At 61.6% G+C, this 15,111-nt stretch carries 11 protein-coding genes and 2 pseudogenes; 8 read left to right on the plus strand and 5 right to left on the minus strand.

Annotated elements, in window-relative coordinates; translation table 11 throughout:
* Nucleotides 1–5: 5 nt before the first annotated feature.
* Nucleotides 6–1,241 (minus strand): chromate efflux transporter, encoded by a 1,236-nt coding sequence (gene chrA / locus AB4Y36_RS23455; protein ID WP_368684228.1) that lies wholly within the window; start codon nt 1,239–1,241, stop codon nt 6–8.
* Nucleotides 1,242–1,512: 271 nt separating this feature from the next.
* Here chrA and bfr point away from each other — a divergent pair, with 271 nt between their 5' ends.
* From bfr to AB4Y36_RS23475, 4 genes and pseudogenes are all read left to right on the plus strand, one after another.
* On the plus strand, nt 1,513–1,989 hold the full coding sequence (gene bfr / locus AB4Y36_RS23460) for a bacterioferritin (protein WP_368684229.1): 477 nt from the start codon (nt 1,513–1,515) through the stop codon (nt 1,987–1,989).
* Between the two features lie 782 nt (nt 1,990–2,771).
* Nucleotides 2,772–4,517 (plus strand): methyl-accepting chemotaxis protein, encoded by a 1,746-nt coding sequence (locus tag AB4Y36_RS23465; protein WP_368684230.1) that lies wholly within the window; start codon nt 2,772–2,774, stop codon nt 4,515–4,517.
* A gap of 334 nt (nt 4,518–4,851) precedes the next feature.
* Nucleotides 4,852–6,603 (plus strand): thiamine pyrophosphate-binding protein, encoded by a 1,752-nt coding sequence (locus AB4Y36_RS23470; RefSeq protein WP_368684231.1) that lies wholly within the window; start codon nt 4,852–4,854, stop codon nt 6,601–6,603.
* A gap of 70 nt (nt 6,604–6,673) precedes the next feature.
* Nucleotides 6,674–6,853 (plus strand): annotated as a pseudogene (locus AB4Y36_RS23475) (LysR family transcriptional regulator); the annotation flags it as partial.
* A gap of 37 nt (nt 6,854–6,890) precedes the next feature.
* Here AB4Y36_RS23475 and AB4Y36_RS23480 read toward each other — a convergent pair.
* The gene (locus AB4Y36_RS23480) at nt 6,891–8,597 is read right to left on the minus strand and encodes a phage integrase family protein (RefSeq protein WP_368684232.1); all 1,707 of its coding nucleotides are present in this window, start codon (nt 8,595–8,597) and stop codon (nt 6,891–6,893) included.
* 118 nt (nt 8,598–8,715) lie between these two features.
* On the opposite strand from AB4Y36_RS23480, the gene AB4Y36_RS23485 reads away from it, so the two are divergent.
* A complete protein-coding gene (locus AB4Y36_RS23485) occupies nt 8,716–9,099 on the plus strand; it encodes a hypothetical protein (protein WP_368684233.1) in 384 nt (127 codons plus the stop codon).
* On the opposite strand, the gene AB4Y36_RS23490 is transcribed toward AB4Y36_RS23485, so the two are convergent.
* A complete protein-coding gene (locus AB4Y36_RS23490) occupies nt 9,088–9,690 on the minus strand; it encodes a phosphatase PAP2 family protein (RefSeq protein WP_069261899.1) in 603 nt (200 codons plus the stop codon). The two genes, AB4Y36_RS23485 and AB4Y36_RS23490, sit on opposite strands and share 12 nt — an antisense overlap.
* A gap of 316 nt (nt 9,691–10,006) precedes the next feature.
* Here AB4Y36_RS23490 and bktB point away from each other — a divergent pair, with 316 nt between their 5' ends.
* The 3 genes from bktB (at nt 10,007) to AB4Y36_RS23505 (ending at nt 13,340) form a co-directional block, all read left to right on the plus strand.
* Nucleotides 10,007–11,194, plus strand: coding sequence for a beta-ketothiolase BktB (gene bktB / locus AB4Y36_RS23495; protein ID WP_368684234.1), 1,188 nt, complete (start codon nt 10,007–10,009; stop codon nt 11,192–11,194).
* A 34-nt stretch (nt 11,195–11,228) separates the two neighbouring features.
* Nucleotides 11,229–12,080 (plus strand): 3-hydroxybutyryl-CoA dehydrogenase, encoded by an 852-nt coding sequence (locus AB4Y36_RS23500; RefSeq protein ID WP_368684235.1) that lies wholly within the window; start codon nt 11,229–11,231, stop codon nt 12,078–12,080.
* A 249-nt stretch (nt 12,081–12,329) separates the two neighbouring features.
* Nucleotides 12,330–13,340, plus strand: coding sequence for an IS110 family transposase (locus AB4Y36_RS23505; RefSeq protein WP_069261896.1), 1,011 nt, complete (start codon nt 12,330–12,332; stop codon nt 13,338–13,340).
* A gap of 670 nt (nt 13,341–14,010) precedes the next feature.
* Here the strand turns inward: AB4Y36_RS23505 and AB4Y36_RS23510 are convergent.
* Both AB4Y36_RS23510 and AB4Y36_RS23515 read right to left on the minus strand, forming a co-directional pair.
* A complete protein-coding gene (locus AB4Y36_RS23510; RefSeq protein WP_368684236.1) occupies nt 14,011–14,502 on the minus strand; it encodes a hypothetical protein in 492 nt (163 codons plus the stop codon).
* Nucleotides 14,503–14,642: 140 nt separating this feature from the next.
* Nucleotides 14,643–14,993: pseudogene (locus tag AB4Y36_RS23515) on the minus strand (IS6 family transposase); the annotation flags it as partial.
* Nucleotides 14,994–15,111 lie beyond the last annotated feature (118 nt).

Genomic DNA, 15,111 nt, shown 5'->3' on the forward strand with positions numbered 1-15,111 from the left:
CGCCATCAACGAACAAGCATCTCGGCCACGCCGGCCGCCGCCAAAAACACGACGACAACGAGCGGCGGCACCTTCCAGCGCGTGAGCAAAAAGAAACCGATGACCGCGACCGCAAAGTCGACCCGTGACTGGACGGCGCTCGTCCACACCGGCGAATAGAGCGCCATGGCGAGCAGCCCGACCACGGCTGCATTCACGCCCGCCAGCATGGCCGCCATGGAGGGATGGGCGCGAAGCGCTTGCCAATAAGGCAGCGCGGCGAGCACGAGAAGCAGGCCTGGTAAAAAGATGCCTGCTAGTGCCACGAAGGCGCCGAGCGCATGACTGGATGGGCCGCTCATGATCCATCCAAGGAAAGCCGCGAACGTGAAGAGCGGACCGGGCACCGCTTGGGCGGCTCCATAGCCGGCAAGAAAGTCGTTCGGCGAGACCCATCCCGTCGCCACGGTCTCACGCTGCAGCAACGGCAGCACCACGTGACCGCCGCCGAACACGAGGGCGCCCGAGCGGTAGAAGGCGTCGAACACGCGGACAGTATGCGTCGTGTCGAATGCGGCAAGCGCCGGAAGCCCGAAAAGCAGGGCGCAAAAGAGGACGAGCGCGACCAGACCGGCGGTACGCGACACGCGAAACTCCTGCGTGTGCTGACGCGTGCCGGCGATGGTTTCCGAAGTCGTGGATCGGCACAGCACGATACCGAGCGCCGCGCCGAGCACGATGACGATCAACTGTGCATACGCCGTCGTCATGACAGCGAGAAGCACGACCGCAATGAGTGCAATGCCGGCGCGGCGGTGGTCGGGGCACAGGCGGCGCGCCATGTCCCATACGGCTTGCGCGACGACGGCAACGGCGACGAGTTTCAGTCCGTGAATCAGCCCGTTCCCCACGGGGCCGCCGAGTTCAGGCGCGACGATGGCAAAGGCGATCAGGAGTGCAACGGATGGCAACGTGAAGCCGCACCAGGCTGCCAGGCCGCCTCGCCAGCCGGCGCGCAGCAGACCGATCGAAAATCCGGTCTGACTACTGGCGGGACCGGGGAGAAACTGGCAGAGACCGAGCAGATCCGTGAAGGTTGCGTCGTCGAGCCAGCGACGCCGCTCGACGAACTCGCGACGGAAGTAGCCGATATGGGCGATGGGACCGCCAAAGGACGTCAGGCCCAGCTTCAGAAAGACTCGCAGGACTTCAAGCGCGGAGCCTGCACGGGCCGGCTCTGACGTCGACATATCTGTTTCCATGGAACTCAGTCGTAACGAATACAAACATAGATCGATTTTGCGGCGATCATACCCGATCCGCTGGCACGATCGCAGGCCGGAACTTTCACAGCGCTGATCCGGTGGTTCGCAAACAACACACGCCAATGGACGGTTTAAAGCGTCATTCCTCTGCGTAAATCGAGCCGGTAAAACGCTGAATTCTTCTCGTCGATGCTCTCGTTCGTGCGCTGCGCGCGTCAGCTGTCTATGCTCGTTGTAATAGTGCCGACACAGCGCCCCGGAGGGAGTCATGCAAGCAGATCCGAAAGTCATCGAATATCTCAATGCGGAACTGAAGAACGAGCTGACGGCGATCAATCAGTACTTTTTGCACGCACGACTTTACGGACACTGGGGTCTCGCAGGACTCGGCAAACACGAATACGACGAGTCGATCGAGGAGATGAAGCATGCGGACAAACTGATCGAGCGGATACTCATGCTCGATGGCCTGCCCAATCTGCAGGACCTTGGCAAACTCCTGATCGGCGAGGACGTTCGCGAAGTGCTCGAGTGCGATCTCACGCTCGAACGCACTGCGCAGGCACAGTGCAAGGAAGCCATTGCTTACTGCGAATCCGTTCGGGACTTTGTCTCAAGGGAGATTTTCGTCGAGATCCTGGACGACACCGAGGATCACATCGACTGGCTGGAAATCCAGCTCGGGTTGATCGACAAGATCGGCCTGGAAAACTATCAGCAATCGGCGATGGGCTCGGCTAGCTGATAGGCGATCCGGCGTGGAGCATGCCGGGAAAAAGCGTGGATGCCGCTTACGGGGCACCCACGCACCTCTGCTTCAGGAAACCAGTGGTCGACTGTACTTCGTGAGGGGCATCGAGTCGTTGCCACCTGCGTCGCTCGTTGCCGTGACGCTCTTGCCCGTCGAATCGATCAGCGTGACGTTCGCACCTGCTAGCGCGTCGCCGACTGCTACGGTGCCGCCGATGCTCGAAGGAGTGGCCGTCGAGGTGGACGTTGTCGACTCGCTGCTGCCACCGACCCCGCACGCCGCGAGAGTTCTCCTGGAAAAACGAGCACCTGGAATGCCGGCAGCCGGACGGCAAGAAGAATGGCGCGTGCAGCGTCAATACCCAAACCCTGGAAAACGTCTTAAGGATAAATGTTTCGGCAATTGCATCGGGCAATAATGAAAGATTTGTGTAATGAAATCGATGGCAAGTCTATGACAGCTGTGTTGCTGGAAACGTTTTCGGACTCCCAGGACGCGCCCGTAAGGACCGTGCAGCGATGTAATAAAAATCTCGCCGGCAGATGAACAATTTGTATGAAGAAATAAATAATGCCGCCGATAACCCAGATATGTCCCGTGCTGCTTCCGGTGTTCGTGTGGCAGTGCACCGGTGTCAGGCGTCACGGACGCCAGGCGTTTGCGCTTGTTCGTTGAGTCGAAACACCGTTGCCGGACTTTTCGACGTTGATACCGCGTCGAGCTGGGCACGAACTCGCTTAAGCATTCTGGTTCTTTCATTCTCACCAAAGTGAATCATGAATTTCAGCAACATGAAGCTCGGCACCAAACTGATCAGCGCTTTCATCCTGGTTTCGGCGATCAGCGCTGCGGTTAGCGGGATCGGTCTGCGCAACATGGCGCAAATCAGCGCAAATGCAGACAAGACGTATCGAGAGGATCTTGTTGGACTGAACCTGATCCAGCAGGCTAACGCGGACGTACTGCGAGTCGGAACTTATCTGCGCAATGCGGTTCTGGCCACAACGGCCGGGCAGCGGGCTGGCTCGCTGGACCAGGCCGACAAGGCACTGGCCCAGGCGCGTGATCACCTGAACCAGGCAGAACCGCTCGTCTATACCGACAAGGGGAAGGCGACCTTCGGCGAGCTTGATCAGGGCTGGCAGGACTACATCCAGGCCTTCAACGAAATGAAAGGCAAGATCAATTCTGCCGCGTTACAGGACCGGGATGGCTTGACTGAATACATGCTGGGTGAGTACCACAACAAGGGTTTCAGGACGCTCGTCCTGATGGGCAATCTGGTTACCCTGAAACAGGGCGACGCGCAAAGGACGGCGGAATCCAACGACGCCGTGTACGGCGAAGGCCGCAATCTGATGCTTGTCCTCGTGGCGATGTCCGTCTCGATCGGCCTCGGTATCGGCATCTGGATGATGCGTAGCGTCACCCGGCAACTGGGTACCGAGCCTGCAACCGCCGCCGCCGTGGCCAGAAGCGTGGCCGCGGGTGACCTGAACGTGAGCATCGACCTGCGCGCCGGCGACACAAACAGCCTCATGGCATCGCTGAAGTCCATGTGCGAGGCCCTGATGCGGGTCGTGTCGGAGGTGCGTGAAAACGCTGAAGGTGTCGCGACTGCGAGCGCGCAGATCGCACAAGGCAATCTCGAGCTGTCGAGCCGCACCGAAGAACAGGCCGCGTCGCTCGAAGAAACCGCGTCGAGCATGGAGCAACTGACCGCGGCGGTCCGCCACAACACGGACAATGCAACGCAGGCTGCCACGCTCGCGGGTACAGCCTCGGGTGTGGCGCAGCGCGGCGGCGAGATCGTTGGTCGCGTCGTCGAGACGATGCGCGACATCTCCACGAGTTCGACGCGAATGTCCGAGATTATCGGTGTCATCGAGGGCATCGCCTTTCAGACCAACATCCTCGCACTGAATGCAGCAGTCGAGGCGGCGCGCGCTGGAGAGCAAGGGCGCGGCTTCGCCGTCGTAGCGGGCGAGGTTCGCACGCTCGCGCAGCGCAGTGCGACTGCTGCGAAGGAAATCAAGGAACTGATTTCCGACTCTGTTCACCGGGTGGAAGCAGGCTCGAGGCTCGTCGAAGAAGCAGGCGGCGCAATCAAGGAAGTCGTGCAATCGGTGAAGCGCGTGACGGACGTCGTGGGCGAAATCTCGTCGGCATCGAGCGAGCAAAGCACCGGTATCGAGCAGGTGAATCAGGCGGTCAACCAGATGGACCAGGTCACGCAGCAGAACGCCGCGCTCGTCGAGGAGGCTTCGGCAGCCGCGCAGACGATGGCGCAGCAGGCGGAGAGCCTACGCAAAGCGGTGGCCTTTTTCAGGTTCAATGGCAACGAATCGACTTCATCTCCGGCGACGAAGCTGCAGAAGGCCTCGCAAACCGTCTCCCGGAACCGCCTCACGTCCTCTCCGGCAACAACGAGAAAGGTCGCCGTGGTGGCTGAGCCGTCCGGGGGCGGGAGCAAAGTTCTGGCTGCCACCGCTGCCGGCACATCGGACTGGCAGACATTCTGAACCGGGCTGCGAGGTTTGGGCGGCGATTCAGAACAGAGCGCAGGCCGGTCGAGTGGACGCAGAGCCACGATGACGCTCGCCGTATGTTGCCGCAGCCGGCGACGAGGAACTCCCGGATGGAGACACGCGGGCCGCGTTACGAGCGGGCCCGTTGAAGTAGCGCGAGACACGACTGCAGCGCCATGTGCAGTGTGTCAAAGGCCATCTTGCTGTCTCCAGGCATCGGTTGTCGCCGGCTTCGGTGCATTTCAAATCCGCAAGGCCGTGCATTACCCCGGGATGGAGAGCGGCAGGATCCGAATGTTGATTTCTGTCCGGATCGCAATCAAAGACCATGAGATCTTCCGCTTCCCCCAACGTATCGAAGGTAGTTGTGAAGTCGCTCGAGTCCGCGGGAATAGACCACGTGTTTCTGGTCCCCGGAAAGCTGATTTACCCGCTTCTGGCTGCGATTGATGATTCACCATCCATTCGCGGCATCGTTGGCGCTCATGAGACGGGCAGCGCTTTCATGGCCGATGGCTATGCGCGCGCTAGCCGCAAATTCGGCGTTTGCGCAGGAATTTCCGGTCCCGGTACCATGAACTTCGTGCCAGGCATGGCAGCCGCGCAGGCAGACCGGATTCCGATGCTCTATATTGCGGGAGCGATTTCGTCGACAGCGGAGGGTAAAGGGGCGTTCCAGGATGCGACATCAGGTGGCATCTATGAAAGTGGCGTGGTCAGAGGTCTGATGACGGACGTGGTCGAACTGAAGAACAAGGATAATGTTCAGGCGGAGCTACGTCGTGCGACGGACGGGCTGAACTGGATGCGTCGGGCGCGGTCATTCATCAGTATCCCTGTTGACGTTCAAAAGCAGGACGTCCCTCCCGGTCCGCAGGTAGGACGGCGACCCTACGCCCAGCACGAGTTCAATCTGGGTGAAGCGCCCCCTGACCGTACCGCGCTGGATGCCCTGTGCCGCCTCTATCTGCTCCAGTCGAAGAAAGTCGCGTTTCTGATTGGTAGTCGCGGGAATGACGCGGAAACTGCAAGGGCGCTTCTTGAGGTTGCCGAGAAATTTCACGTTCCGGTCGCGACGACGCTGGCAGGCAAGGGTGCCTTTCCCGAGGGACACGAACTCGCGCTGGGCATCTACGGGTTCTCAAGCCATTCGCGCGCCGCACGTGTGATCAATTCGGACGAGCTTGACGCGCTCGTTGTATTTGGCAGCGATCTGAACCAGCGCGACAGCATGAACTGGAGCAGGAAGCTGACCGAGGGGAAGGATCTGCTTGTCTTCGATGATGGCTTTGATCAGCCGCCGATGGGGCACATTGCCCAGCGCAGCATTTTCTCGGGAATCGGGGCTAGCTTCCGGTTGCTTGCCCGGATCAACACGGGCGCCAGCGACGATTTCCAGAAAGTGCTCGAAAGAAGGAGGGCATGGATCGCCGGGGTCAGCCAGACTCCCCTGTACGACGGCCAATTCGAGGATTTTTCCGCGCAGCAGACCTCCAGCGGTAATGAATCGCTTTATCCTGGCGCCGTCATCAAGCGCCTGTGCAAACTGTTGCCCAGCAACAGCAACGTCGTGGTGGACTCCGGTGCCCATCGTATATTCATGGCCCACTACTGGCTGTCGTCGGGTATGGGCAACTACTTTTCGTCCAACGCTCTCGCGCCGATGGGCTGGGCTATTGCAGCCGGAATTGGCGTCAAGCTTGCGTCCCCCGAACGCCCTTGCGTCGTAGTCACAGGCGACGGATGCATGATGATGCACGGAACGGAGATTCAGACGGCAGCTCGCTACGGCGTCAAAGTGATCTACGTCGTCCTGAACAACTCTGCGCACGGTGCAATTCACATCGATGCGATGAGGGGCGGTCTGATTTCCGAGCAGTTCACCAGACTGCCCCGTCATAGCTGGACCGCGTTTGCATCGTCGTTTGGTGTGGCGGCACGCGTGGTTAGCGGAATCGACGAGCTGGACGATGTTCTTGGTGAAGCAAGTCGATATGACGGCCCGTTCCTGATTGAAGTCATGACAGGGGTCTTTCCCGCGCCGAACCGGTACTATTCGGAAGCGGGGGCCTGTTCCTGAACAACTTCAACTGGGCGAACAACAACGAGTCGGCCATCGGCGCATCATCCAACTATTGCATCGCGCGGCCATGGCGAAGGAGCGCCTTGAGGCGGGGGCACTCGTTATGCCGTTCAGCGAGGTTGTGCAAAATGGACTGGGCTATTTCCTCGTCTATCCCTCGCAACGCGCCGCTCAGGCCAGGATTCGCGCACTCGCCGACGTCTTGACCCGGCTCGCGCAGGAAGACCCGACTAAGCCGGCCCAATAAGCGGCTGTCAGGTCGCTTACTTCGGCTGAACGTGGATTCATTTCGCTTTGCCAAATGCGTCCGCGATTTGCCGCGCGCGCTTGACCTCGTCGCTGTGCAGATAGATCGAGGTCGTCGAAACGGAAGCATGCCGCAGGTTGTCGCGCACCGTGGTGAGTTCGGCGCCGCGCCCGAGCGCGTGGGTGGCGTGCGTGTGGCGCATCCAGTGCGGACTCGCGCGGCGCAGCTTTTCCGCGAGCGGCGCATGATCGGCCTCGATGGCTTTGGCGGCCAGCAGGAAGAAGCGCCGCAGCACCCCCCACAAACGCACGCTGCTGATCGCGGCGTCGCTGTCGGCCTCGAGACTGCCGATGACCGGCGTCGCCGGATTCCAGCGCACGGACACGACCGGCAGGTCACGTTCGGCCAGATAGTGCGCGAGCGCCTCCCACGCGAGCGGCGGCAAGGCGACGCGCGCAAGCTTGTTTCCCTTGCCCGTCACGCGCAGCCAGTGATCGCCGCGTGCATCTGTTTCGACGTGGCCGAGCGTGGCTCCAACCAGTTCGCTCGCGCGCAGGCCGGTCGCGTAGCCGAAATCGAGCAGGAAGCGCAGCCGCTGAGCCGCCGGCGCTGACCAGCCGTACGACCACTCGAGGCCGTCTGCGATCGTGCGCACGAGCGCCCATTCCCCTTCGCTGAATGCGTGCGATGTATCGAGTGCTTGCGCGCCGCTCGCGCCGCGCACTTTCACGCCGGAAAACGGATTGGCGAGCACGTAGCGCTGCTCGATGAGCCAGCGGAACAGCGCGCCGAGGATCGATAGCGCATGCGCGACCGAGCGCGCCGAGAGGCTGCCGTTGAACGGCCGCCAGTCCGGCGACGTGCGTGCCCGCACGGGGCCGACCCAGCGTCCGCGTGGAGAGGGATGGCGCAGGAACGCGCGGTAGGCGATGGCGTCTTCGGTCGAGAGCGACGAGAGCGCGCGGCCCCGCTCGACGATCGCCCAGAGGATCAGCCGTTCGGCTTCCTTCCGGTAGGTACGCTGCGTGGCGGGCGACTCGTGCAGCGCGAGCCAGGTCTGGATCGCTTCATAGTCGTTCGACGCGTCCAGCGTGCAGGTCGCGCGGGGGGCACGGAAGGTGCCTTCGGAGCCGTCGACTTCGTGCGGCAGTTTAAGAGACTCCCACGGTGCGATGTCGCCGCGCTGGCTCGCCACGATGAGCGCGCGCGCCTTTTCCGTGAGTGCTGGCCAGGCCGCAAAGAACGCCTCGATCGCGCGGGCGCTCGCCACACCGAGTCCCGGCACGGCTTTCCACCACTGGCGGCGGCGCGGGATACGCACGGTGAGGTCGGCGAGCGTGGTGATGCCGTGCGCGTACAGCACCCGCACGGCGCGCGGCGTGAACCACTGCGCGATGTCGTCAGCAATCTGGGGTTCGGGCGGGCGGGCGTTGCGCAGGCTGTCGATTGCCTGCGCGACAGCCTTGGCGTGCCGCTCGCGTTCCTCCACGGGATGTTCGAACAGCGCCACCAGATCGTCGCGATGCGCCTCGCGCGCGAGGGCGACGAGCCTGCGCCGGATGCGTCCGAGCACGCCACGCGCCGATTTCCCGTCGCCGAGCGCCGAGGGGAGATAACGCTCGACGGCGGGCCGCACGGCGAGGCCTGCATACCACGCGCGCAGCACGGCGAGTTCGTCGGCGTCGGGGAATCCGGGCGGCTCGGTGGAAGCGGGTGCGGCAAGGGGTGTGTGACGCGTTTTCATCTGACGAAGTTTAGCGTAGAAATAAGCCTCTAGTGATAAGAAGGATTATCTTTCTAGTTGCATATACTCTGTCTGACCATCTTCATGTTTCTTTCACGCTGGCCAGGCCGGCATAAGTGTGGCGACGCTCGTTGCCGGCACGCCGTTCACGGCGGGCGATATCCAGGCGGCGGCATTGTCCGAATCGCAGCGCAATGCGCTGACTCCCGATCAGATCATCGAAATGATGAAAGCCGGCAACGAGCGGTTTCGTACCGGCAAAATGAAAAAGCAGGACTGCCTCGCGCAGAAGAGGGCGAGCGCCAGCGGCCAGTATCCTGCAGCAATCGTCCTCAGTTGTATCGACTCGCGCGCGCCGGCCGAGATCATTCTGGATATGGGAATTGCTGTCGCGCGATCGAATATTCAAGGTGCGATAGCCGCTATCCGCCGCGGGAGTCCGATCCTCTCCGATCTGGAAAACAAAGGAAACGCGAAGATGGTGGGCTCACTACGGCCGTAACCATCGCAAGCCAATCGGTACAGCGAGAACCTTCCTGTAAAGCGCGATCAACGCGCCGGTCGCCGCCACGCCCGCGAGGCGCCAGAACGGGCTGCCGATCATGCAGGCCAGCCACGCGACGATCGCCGCGCCGATCATGTCGAATGGCCAGTGCACGCCGACGAAGATGCGAGCCCAGGCAACAGCGATATCGACGAACAAGGCAAGCAAGCCGATTCCCCGCTTCCCGCCGTACAGGAAGGTGAACGAGACTGCGCAAAGCAGCGTCACATGATCGCTAGGAAACGAAGAATCGGGCGCATGGGCGAGAAACGTATAGCCCGTTGCGCTGACGAAAGGACGGGGGTGATACCACGCCAGACCGATCAACTGGTTGATGCCGAGAGCCAGCAAGCCGGCAAAGCAGGCGCGCACCGCCAACGCGCGGCGTTCGTCCGAGCCTGTCAGCCATAGCGCCACCAGCATGGCCGGGACCAGCAGGATCGCATAGTCCGCGATCAGCGTGCCCGCGGTAATGAGCCAATGCGGCGTCGCGGGTGTGGCATTGAGTGCGATAAAAAACGTTCGGTTCAGTGTTTCGACTGCGTCCATGGGGGCCCTCTGTTTTCACCCCCGTTCTTGCGTTAACACTTGAAGGGGGTTCCGGTTGTCAAAGGCGATTCTACGCATCGGCCCCTTAACAAAACCTTAACAGGGGTGACCGCGTTCCACGGTCCGGCCGCCGTGGACGGCATGACATGGCCAGTTTTGTCAGTATGTCGGCCGGTTTGATCAGTCTGTCAGGCGCCGGTTGGCGCTAGGATTGCCACGGCGTGCCTTGGGTACTTCCTGAACAGGTCGGGACCAGAGGTAGATACAGGCTGCGTCGGCGCTTCACAGGCGACAGACAGATAACTGAGGAATCCATATGAATAGGGAAGTCGTGGTGGTGGGCGGTGTGCGGACCGCGATCGGCAAATTCGGCGGCAGCCTGAAAGACGTGCCGCCAACCGAACTCGGTTCAATCGTCGTGCGCGAACTGCTCGCACGAAGCCGCGTCGAGGCAAAGGACGTGGGGCATGTGGTGTTCGGCAACGTGATCGCCACCGAGCCGCGGGACTTCTACCTGTCTCGCGTCGCCGCGATCAATGCCGGCATTCCCGAATCGACGCCTGCGTTCAACGTCAACCGGCTGTGTGGTTCCGGCCTGCAGGCGATCGTTTCCGCCGCGCAGACCATTCTGCTCGGCGATGCTGACGTGGCGATCGGCGCTGGCGCCGAGAACATGAGCCGCGCGCCGTACATCACGACCGAGGCGCGCTTCGGCGCACGTATGGGCGACGCACGCCTCATCGACATGATGCTGGGCGCGCTCAATGATCCTTTTCACACCGTGCCGATGGGCGTGACCGCCGAGAATGTCGCTGGCCGTTACGGCATCACGCGCGAGCAACAGGACAATCTTGCGCTCGAGTCGCATCGCCGCGCAGCGCGAGCGATCGCCGAGGGCCGCTTCGCCAGCCAGATCGTGCCGGTCAAGCGCACGGTGAAAGGGCGCGAGACCGTCTTCGACACCGACGAACATTTGCGCCACGACGCCACGATCGACGACTTCGCGAAGCTCAAGCCCGTATTCGCGAAGGAGAACGGTACGGTCACGGCGGGCAACGCCTCCGGCATCAACGACGCAGGCGCAGCCATGCTGCTGATGTCGCGCGAAGCGGCCGAGGCGCGCGGCCTCGCGCCGATGGCAAAACTCGTGGCATATGCACATGCGGGCGTCGATCCGCTTTACATGGGCATCGGGCCGGTGCCGGCTACGCGTCTTGCGTTGCAGCGCGCGGGGCTGTCCGTCGCGGACCTCGATGTGATCGAATCGAACGAGGCCTTTGCCGCCCAGGCATGCGCGGTCACGCAGGAGCTGGGTCTGGACCCGGAAAAGGTGAACCCCAATGGCTCGGGTATTTCGCTCGGCCATCCCATTGGCGCGACCGGCGCACTGATCGCCGTGAAGGCGCTGCACGAACTCAAGCGCATTGGTGGCCGCTACGCGCTCGTCACGATGTGCATTGGCGGCGGGCAGGGGATCGCCGCCATTTTCGAAAACGTCCAGTGAGTTGAGTGCGCCTTCGGGCGCGCCAAATAAAGCCATGCAAATCGAAACATTGGGAATCGTGGGCGCCGGGACGATGGGTTCCGGCATCGCGCAGGTCGCCGCGCTCGCTGGCGTGCGCGTGATTGTGGTCGACGTCAGCGAAGCCGCGCTCGACAAAGGTCTTACCGCGCTGAAGGGAAGCCTCGATCGGCTCATCGCGAAAGACAAGCTGGACGCGGCGGCGAGCGAGGCCGCGCTTGCCCGCATCGAGACGTGCACCGATTATCAGCGCCTCGGTGCTGCGGGGCTGATTATCGAAGCCGCCACCGAAAACCTCGAACTGAAGCTGCGCATTTTGAAGCAGATTGAAGCAGTCGCGCGCCCCGACGCCATTCTGGCTTCCAATACGTCTTCAATCTCGATCACCACGCTTGGCGCCGCGCTTGCCGACCCGTCGCGCCTCGTCGGCATGCACTTCTTCAATCCGGTGCCGTTGATGCCGCTCGTCGAGATCATCCGGGGCCTCGAAACCGGTAGCGCCGCAGCGGAGGCGGTCCACGAGTTGACGGTGCGGCTCGGCAAGTCGCCGATCAGCGTGCGCAATTCGCCGGGCTTCGTGGTCAACCGCATTCTCGTGCCGATGATCAACGAGGCTTTCTTCCTGCTCGCCGAAGGCGTCGCGCCAGCCGAGGATATCGATACCGGCATGCGTCTCGGAGCGAATCAGCCGATCGGGCCGCTGGCGCTCGCCGATCTCGTTGGACTCGATGTGGTGCTTTCGGTCATGGACGTTTTTTACCATGACTTCGGCGATTCGAAGTACCGCGCGTGCCCGCTGCTTCGTGAACTGGTGGCCGCAGGACGTCTGGGTCGGAAGACTGGGCGCGGGGTCTATCGTTACGGCTAGAAAGATTGGGCGGAGGTCCGCGGGCGGTAAGCCCGCGGTCGTTGAAGGTGATCGGTGAGATGGGATGGGATGCAACGAGTTTTGTCGTTTGCGAACATTATAATGTCCCGGCCAGATACAGATATCCGATCTCCGGCTCAATAGATGGAATGGTCGCCTCCCGCCTTAATGGGCCGTCCAGCGCCGCAGTCTCGCGTCCTGAACATGCGACATTGCTGGTTCGGCAGTCCAGCCGCCAAGGAGAACCAGATGGAACCCACGACCATTGCCATCGACCTGGCCAAGCGCGTTTTCCAGATTCATTACGTCGAGACCGAGACCGGCGCAATCCGCAGCAAGGTACTCAAACGCGCCCAGCTCGTGCCGTTCTTCGCCAACCGGCCTGCGAGCCGTGTCGTCATGGAGGCCTGCGGCAGCGCCCATCACTGGGCACGGGTGCTCGCGCGGCTTGGGCACGACGTCCGGCTCATCGCAGCCCAGTTCGTACGGCCATTCGTGAAGTCAAACAAGAACGACGCGGCCGACGCTGCGGCGATCTGGGAAGCTGCCCAGCGTCCCGGCATGCGGTTCGTGGCCGTCAAGACCGAAGACCAGCAGGCCATGCTGGCGATGCACCGGATACGCCAGCAACTGGTCCGGATCCGCGTCATGCAGGTCAACCAGCTTCGAGGGCTGCTCTACGAATTCGGTATCGTGCTGCCGCAAGGTCGCCGGGCATCGATCGAGGCCGCCAAAGTCGCGCTGGCGTCACTGGCCGAGCAGCTGCCAGCCATGCTCGCAGACAGCCTGCAGGACCAGTTCTCGCGGCTTCGCGCACTCGACGATCAGATCGCACGGATCGAGCAGCGCATTCTCGATTGGCGCCGCAATGATGATGCATGCAAACGCATCTCGGAGATTCCTGGCGTGGGCGTGCTCACGGCAACCGCTGCGGTATCGGTCATCGGACAGGCACAGACGTTTCGCTCCGGACGGGAATTTGCCGCCTATCTGGGGCTCGTACCGCGACAGAACAGCTCCGGCGGCAAGGTGAAGCTCGGCAGCATCAGCAAGCGTGGCGACGTGTATCTGCGAACGCTGCTGATCCACGGTGCGCGATCGGTCATCGTAAGCGCAAGGCACTTGCCGGAGCGCTTGCGCCAGATGCTGTCCCGTCGTCCAACGAACGTCGTAGCTGTTGCACTCGCCAACAAGATGGCGCGAACAATCTGGGCGCTCCTCGCGTACGGCCGAACGTATGAAGCAGCTCAAGCGCAGTGACCACGCTTCAAAGGCAGTAACCCCATTCACGGTTGCACAGGTGTACTGAGTGATGGCAAGACAGGTTGGACCGCGCAAAGGCAAGCCTGAGACATTTCTCGGACCTCGAGTCCGCTAATTAGATTAGGACCTTTGCGGCGAAATCCATCGGGGCCGGCGGGCATGCCCGCGATCGAGTCCGGATATAAGTCCGCAACCACCCTCCTCGCCACGCACAATCACCTTGCAAATGGGAGGCGACCATATAAGAAATGTCCGGTTTTAGAGAGATTTTCTTCTGTCTTTCCCGGGTTCGATCTCCACTTAGTGTTGAAGGATAGCGTCTGAAGCAGCAGGGCGCTTACGTCCATTCAGCGGGCCCTGGCCGGCCGCCGGCCAGGTTTTGACTCTGGTTTTGAGGGCTGCACCAGCTTCACGATCACCGCTTCCATGTCCCCTGCGTGAACTCGCGTGGCTTCTTCGTTCCCGGCACGCGTTCGGCCCGGCGCACCTCGATGCCGCGATTCGGGGTGCCCTCAAGAAACGTACTTTTTCGTACGTTAAGACGCCCCGGTCGATTTCCTGACGCGCAGCGTTCGGAATCGCCCCTTGGCGACGCGCTTATTGGCATGCCATACATAGTCGCCGGTCGGGTCGATGTGCTTCCAGCCGAGCGGGGCGACGTGCGAGATCAGGCTTTCGTCGATTTCGCGCTGCTGCCGTAGGGCTGGGCCAGGAACGGATCGTCGCCCGCGTCTTTCGCTGCGATCAATGCTGCGCCGACCTTCGCGTAGAGACGCACCTTGTCATTGACCGCTTTGCCCTCGGCCGCCAAACGCTTCTCGTACTTGTGCTTGGCTTTGGTGAAGAACGAGCCGATCAGTCGATCGTGGAGATTCAGAATTTCATCCGTCAGTGTCGCGGTCGTGTCGAGCAGGATCGCAATCAAGGTGGCGTGACGCCGGTCGGTTTCATATTCCTCAATCTGATAGACGGCGGTCTGTCCGCCTTCACGCGCCAGACGCAGTAGCCGGTCTGATGGACGTTGCGGCCGATGTCCGGCGGCAAGTCGAGTGCGCGGATCGCCTGCAAACGATCGATATGGGCCAGAACGGCCTTTGCGCGCGGCTCCCCCGGTGATTGCCTCAGCCAGGCCAGCTTGCTGATGGGCCGACCAGTCCACGGCAGCAGAAGCTGATCGGGTTCTGTCGCAATAAGGAAGATGGCCGGCGAGTGTGCTGAAATACAGAGGATTGCTTATGCAGAGAGAGAATAGAATTGCTGCGCGGGAGTGAGTGCCTTACGGCCGTCGTTCATCTGACCCCGTCGGGCTCGCAGCAGAAAATCGACGGTGTTGCCTGCCTTATCGACAGCCCGGTAAAGATACTGCCACTCACCCCTGATTCGAATGTAGGTCTCGTCCATCCTCCAGCTCTTGCCGACCGCCCGTTTGCACCGTCGAAACGCCTTCTCCAGGACCGGCAAGAGTTTGAGCGCCCAACGATGAATCGTCGAGTGATCGATCACAATCCCGCGCTCGGCCATCATCTGTTCGAGATGACGCAGGCTCAGCGGATATGCCACGTACCACCGAACGCAGAGTAACGTCACGTCCAGCGGATAATGCAACTGTTTGAGAACTTTTGCTACCGCGGGACTCAGCTCCCGGTTCATCGATCACGCCACGCATTCAGGGCCCGTCGGCATAGCAGATCTCCTTATTGCGACAGATCCAGATAGATTGCCAAGAAGCTATGCGGATGGAGATCGTTCAGCAAGTCGCGAGTCTTCA

The organism is Paraburkholderia sp. BR10936 (assembly GCF_040965735.1).
Lineage (GTDB): Bacteria > Pseudomonadota > Gammaproteobacteria > Burkholderiales > Burkholderiaceae > Paraburkholderia > Paraburkholderia nodosa_A.

What these genes read in the sequence shown, in the direction of transcription:
- AB4Y36_RS23500 (WP_368684235.1), top strand. Translation starts at nt 11,229, where the DNA reads ATGCAAATCGAAACATTGGGAATCGTGGGCGCCGGGACGATGGGTTCC.
- AB4Y36_RS23490 (WP_069261899.1), bottom strand. Translation starts at nt 9,690, where the DNA reads ATGGACGCAGTCGAAACACTGAACCGAACGTTTTTTATCGCACTCAAT.
- AB4Y36_RS23480 (WP_368684232.1), bottom strand. Translation starts at nt 8,597, where the DNA reads ATGAAAACGCGTCACACACCCCTTGCCGCACCCGCTTCCACCGAGCCG.
- bfr (WP_368684229.1), top strand. Translation starts at nt 1,513, where the DNA reads ATGCAAGCAGATCCGAAAGTCATCGAATATCTCAATGCGGAACTGAAG.
- AB4Y36_RS23505 (WP_069261896.1), top strand. Translation starts at nt 12,330, where the DNA reads ATGGAACCCACGACCATTGCCATCGACCTGGCCAAGCGCGTTTTCCAG.
- chrA (WP_368684228.1), bottom strand. Translation starts at nt 1,241, where the DNA reads ATGGAAACAGATATGTCGACGTCAGAGCCGGCCCGTGCAGGCTCCGCG.
- bktB (WP_368684234.1), top strand. Translation starts at nt 10,007, where the DNA reads ATGAATAGGGAAGTCGTGGTGGTGGGCGGTGTGCGGACCGCGATCGGC.
- AB4Y36_RS23470 (WP_368684231.1), top strand. Translation starts at nt 4,852, where the DNA reads ATGAGATCTTCCGCTTCCCCCAACGTATCGAAGGTAGTTGTGAAGTCG.
- AB4Y36_RS23465 (WP_368684230.1), top strand. Translation starts at nt 2,772, where the DNA reads ATGAATTTCAGCAACATGAAGCTCGGCACCAAACTGATCAGCGCTTTC.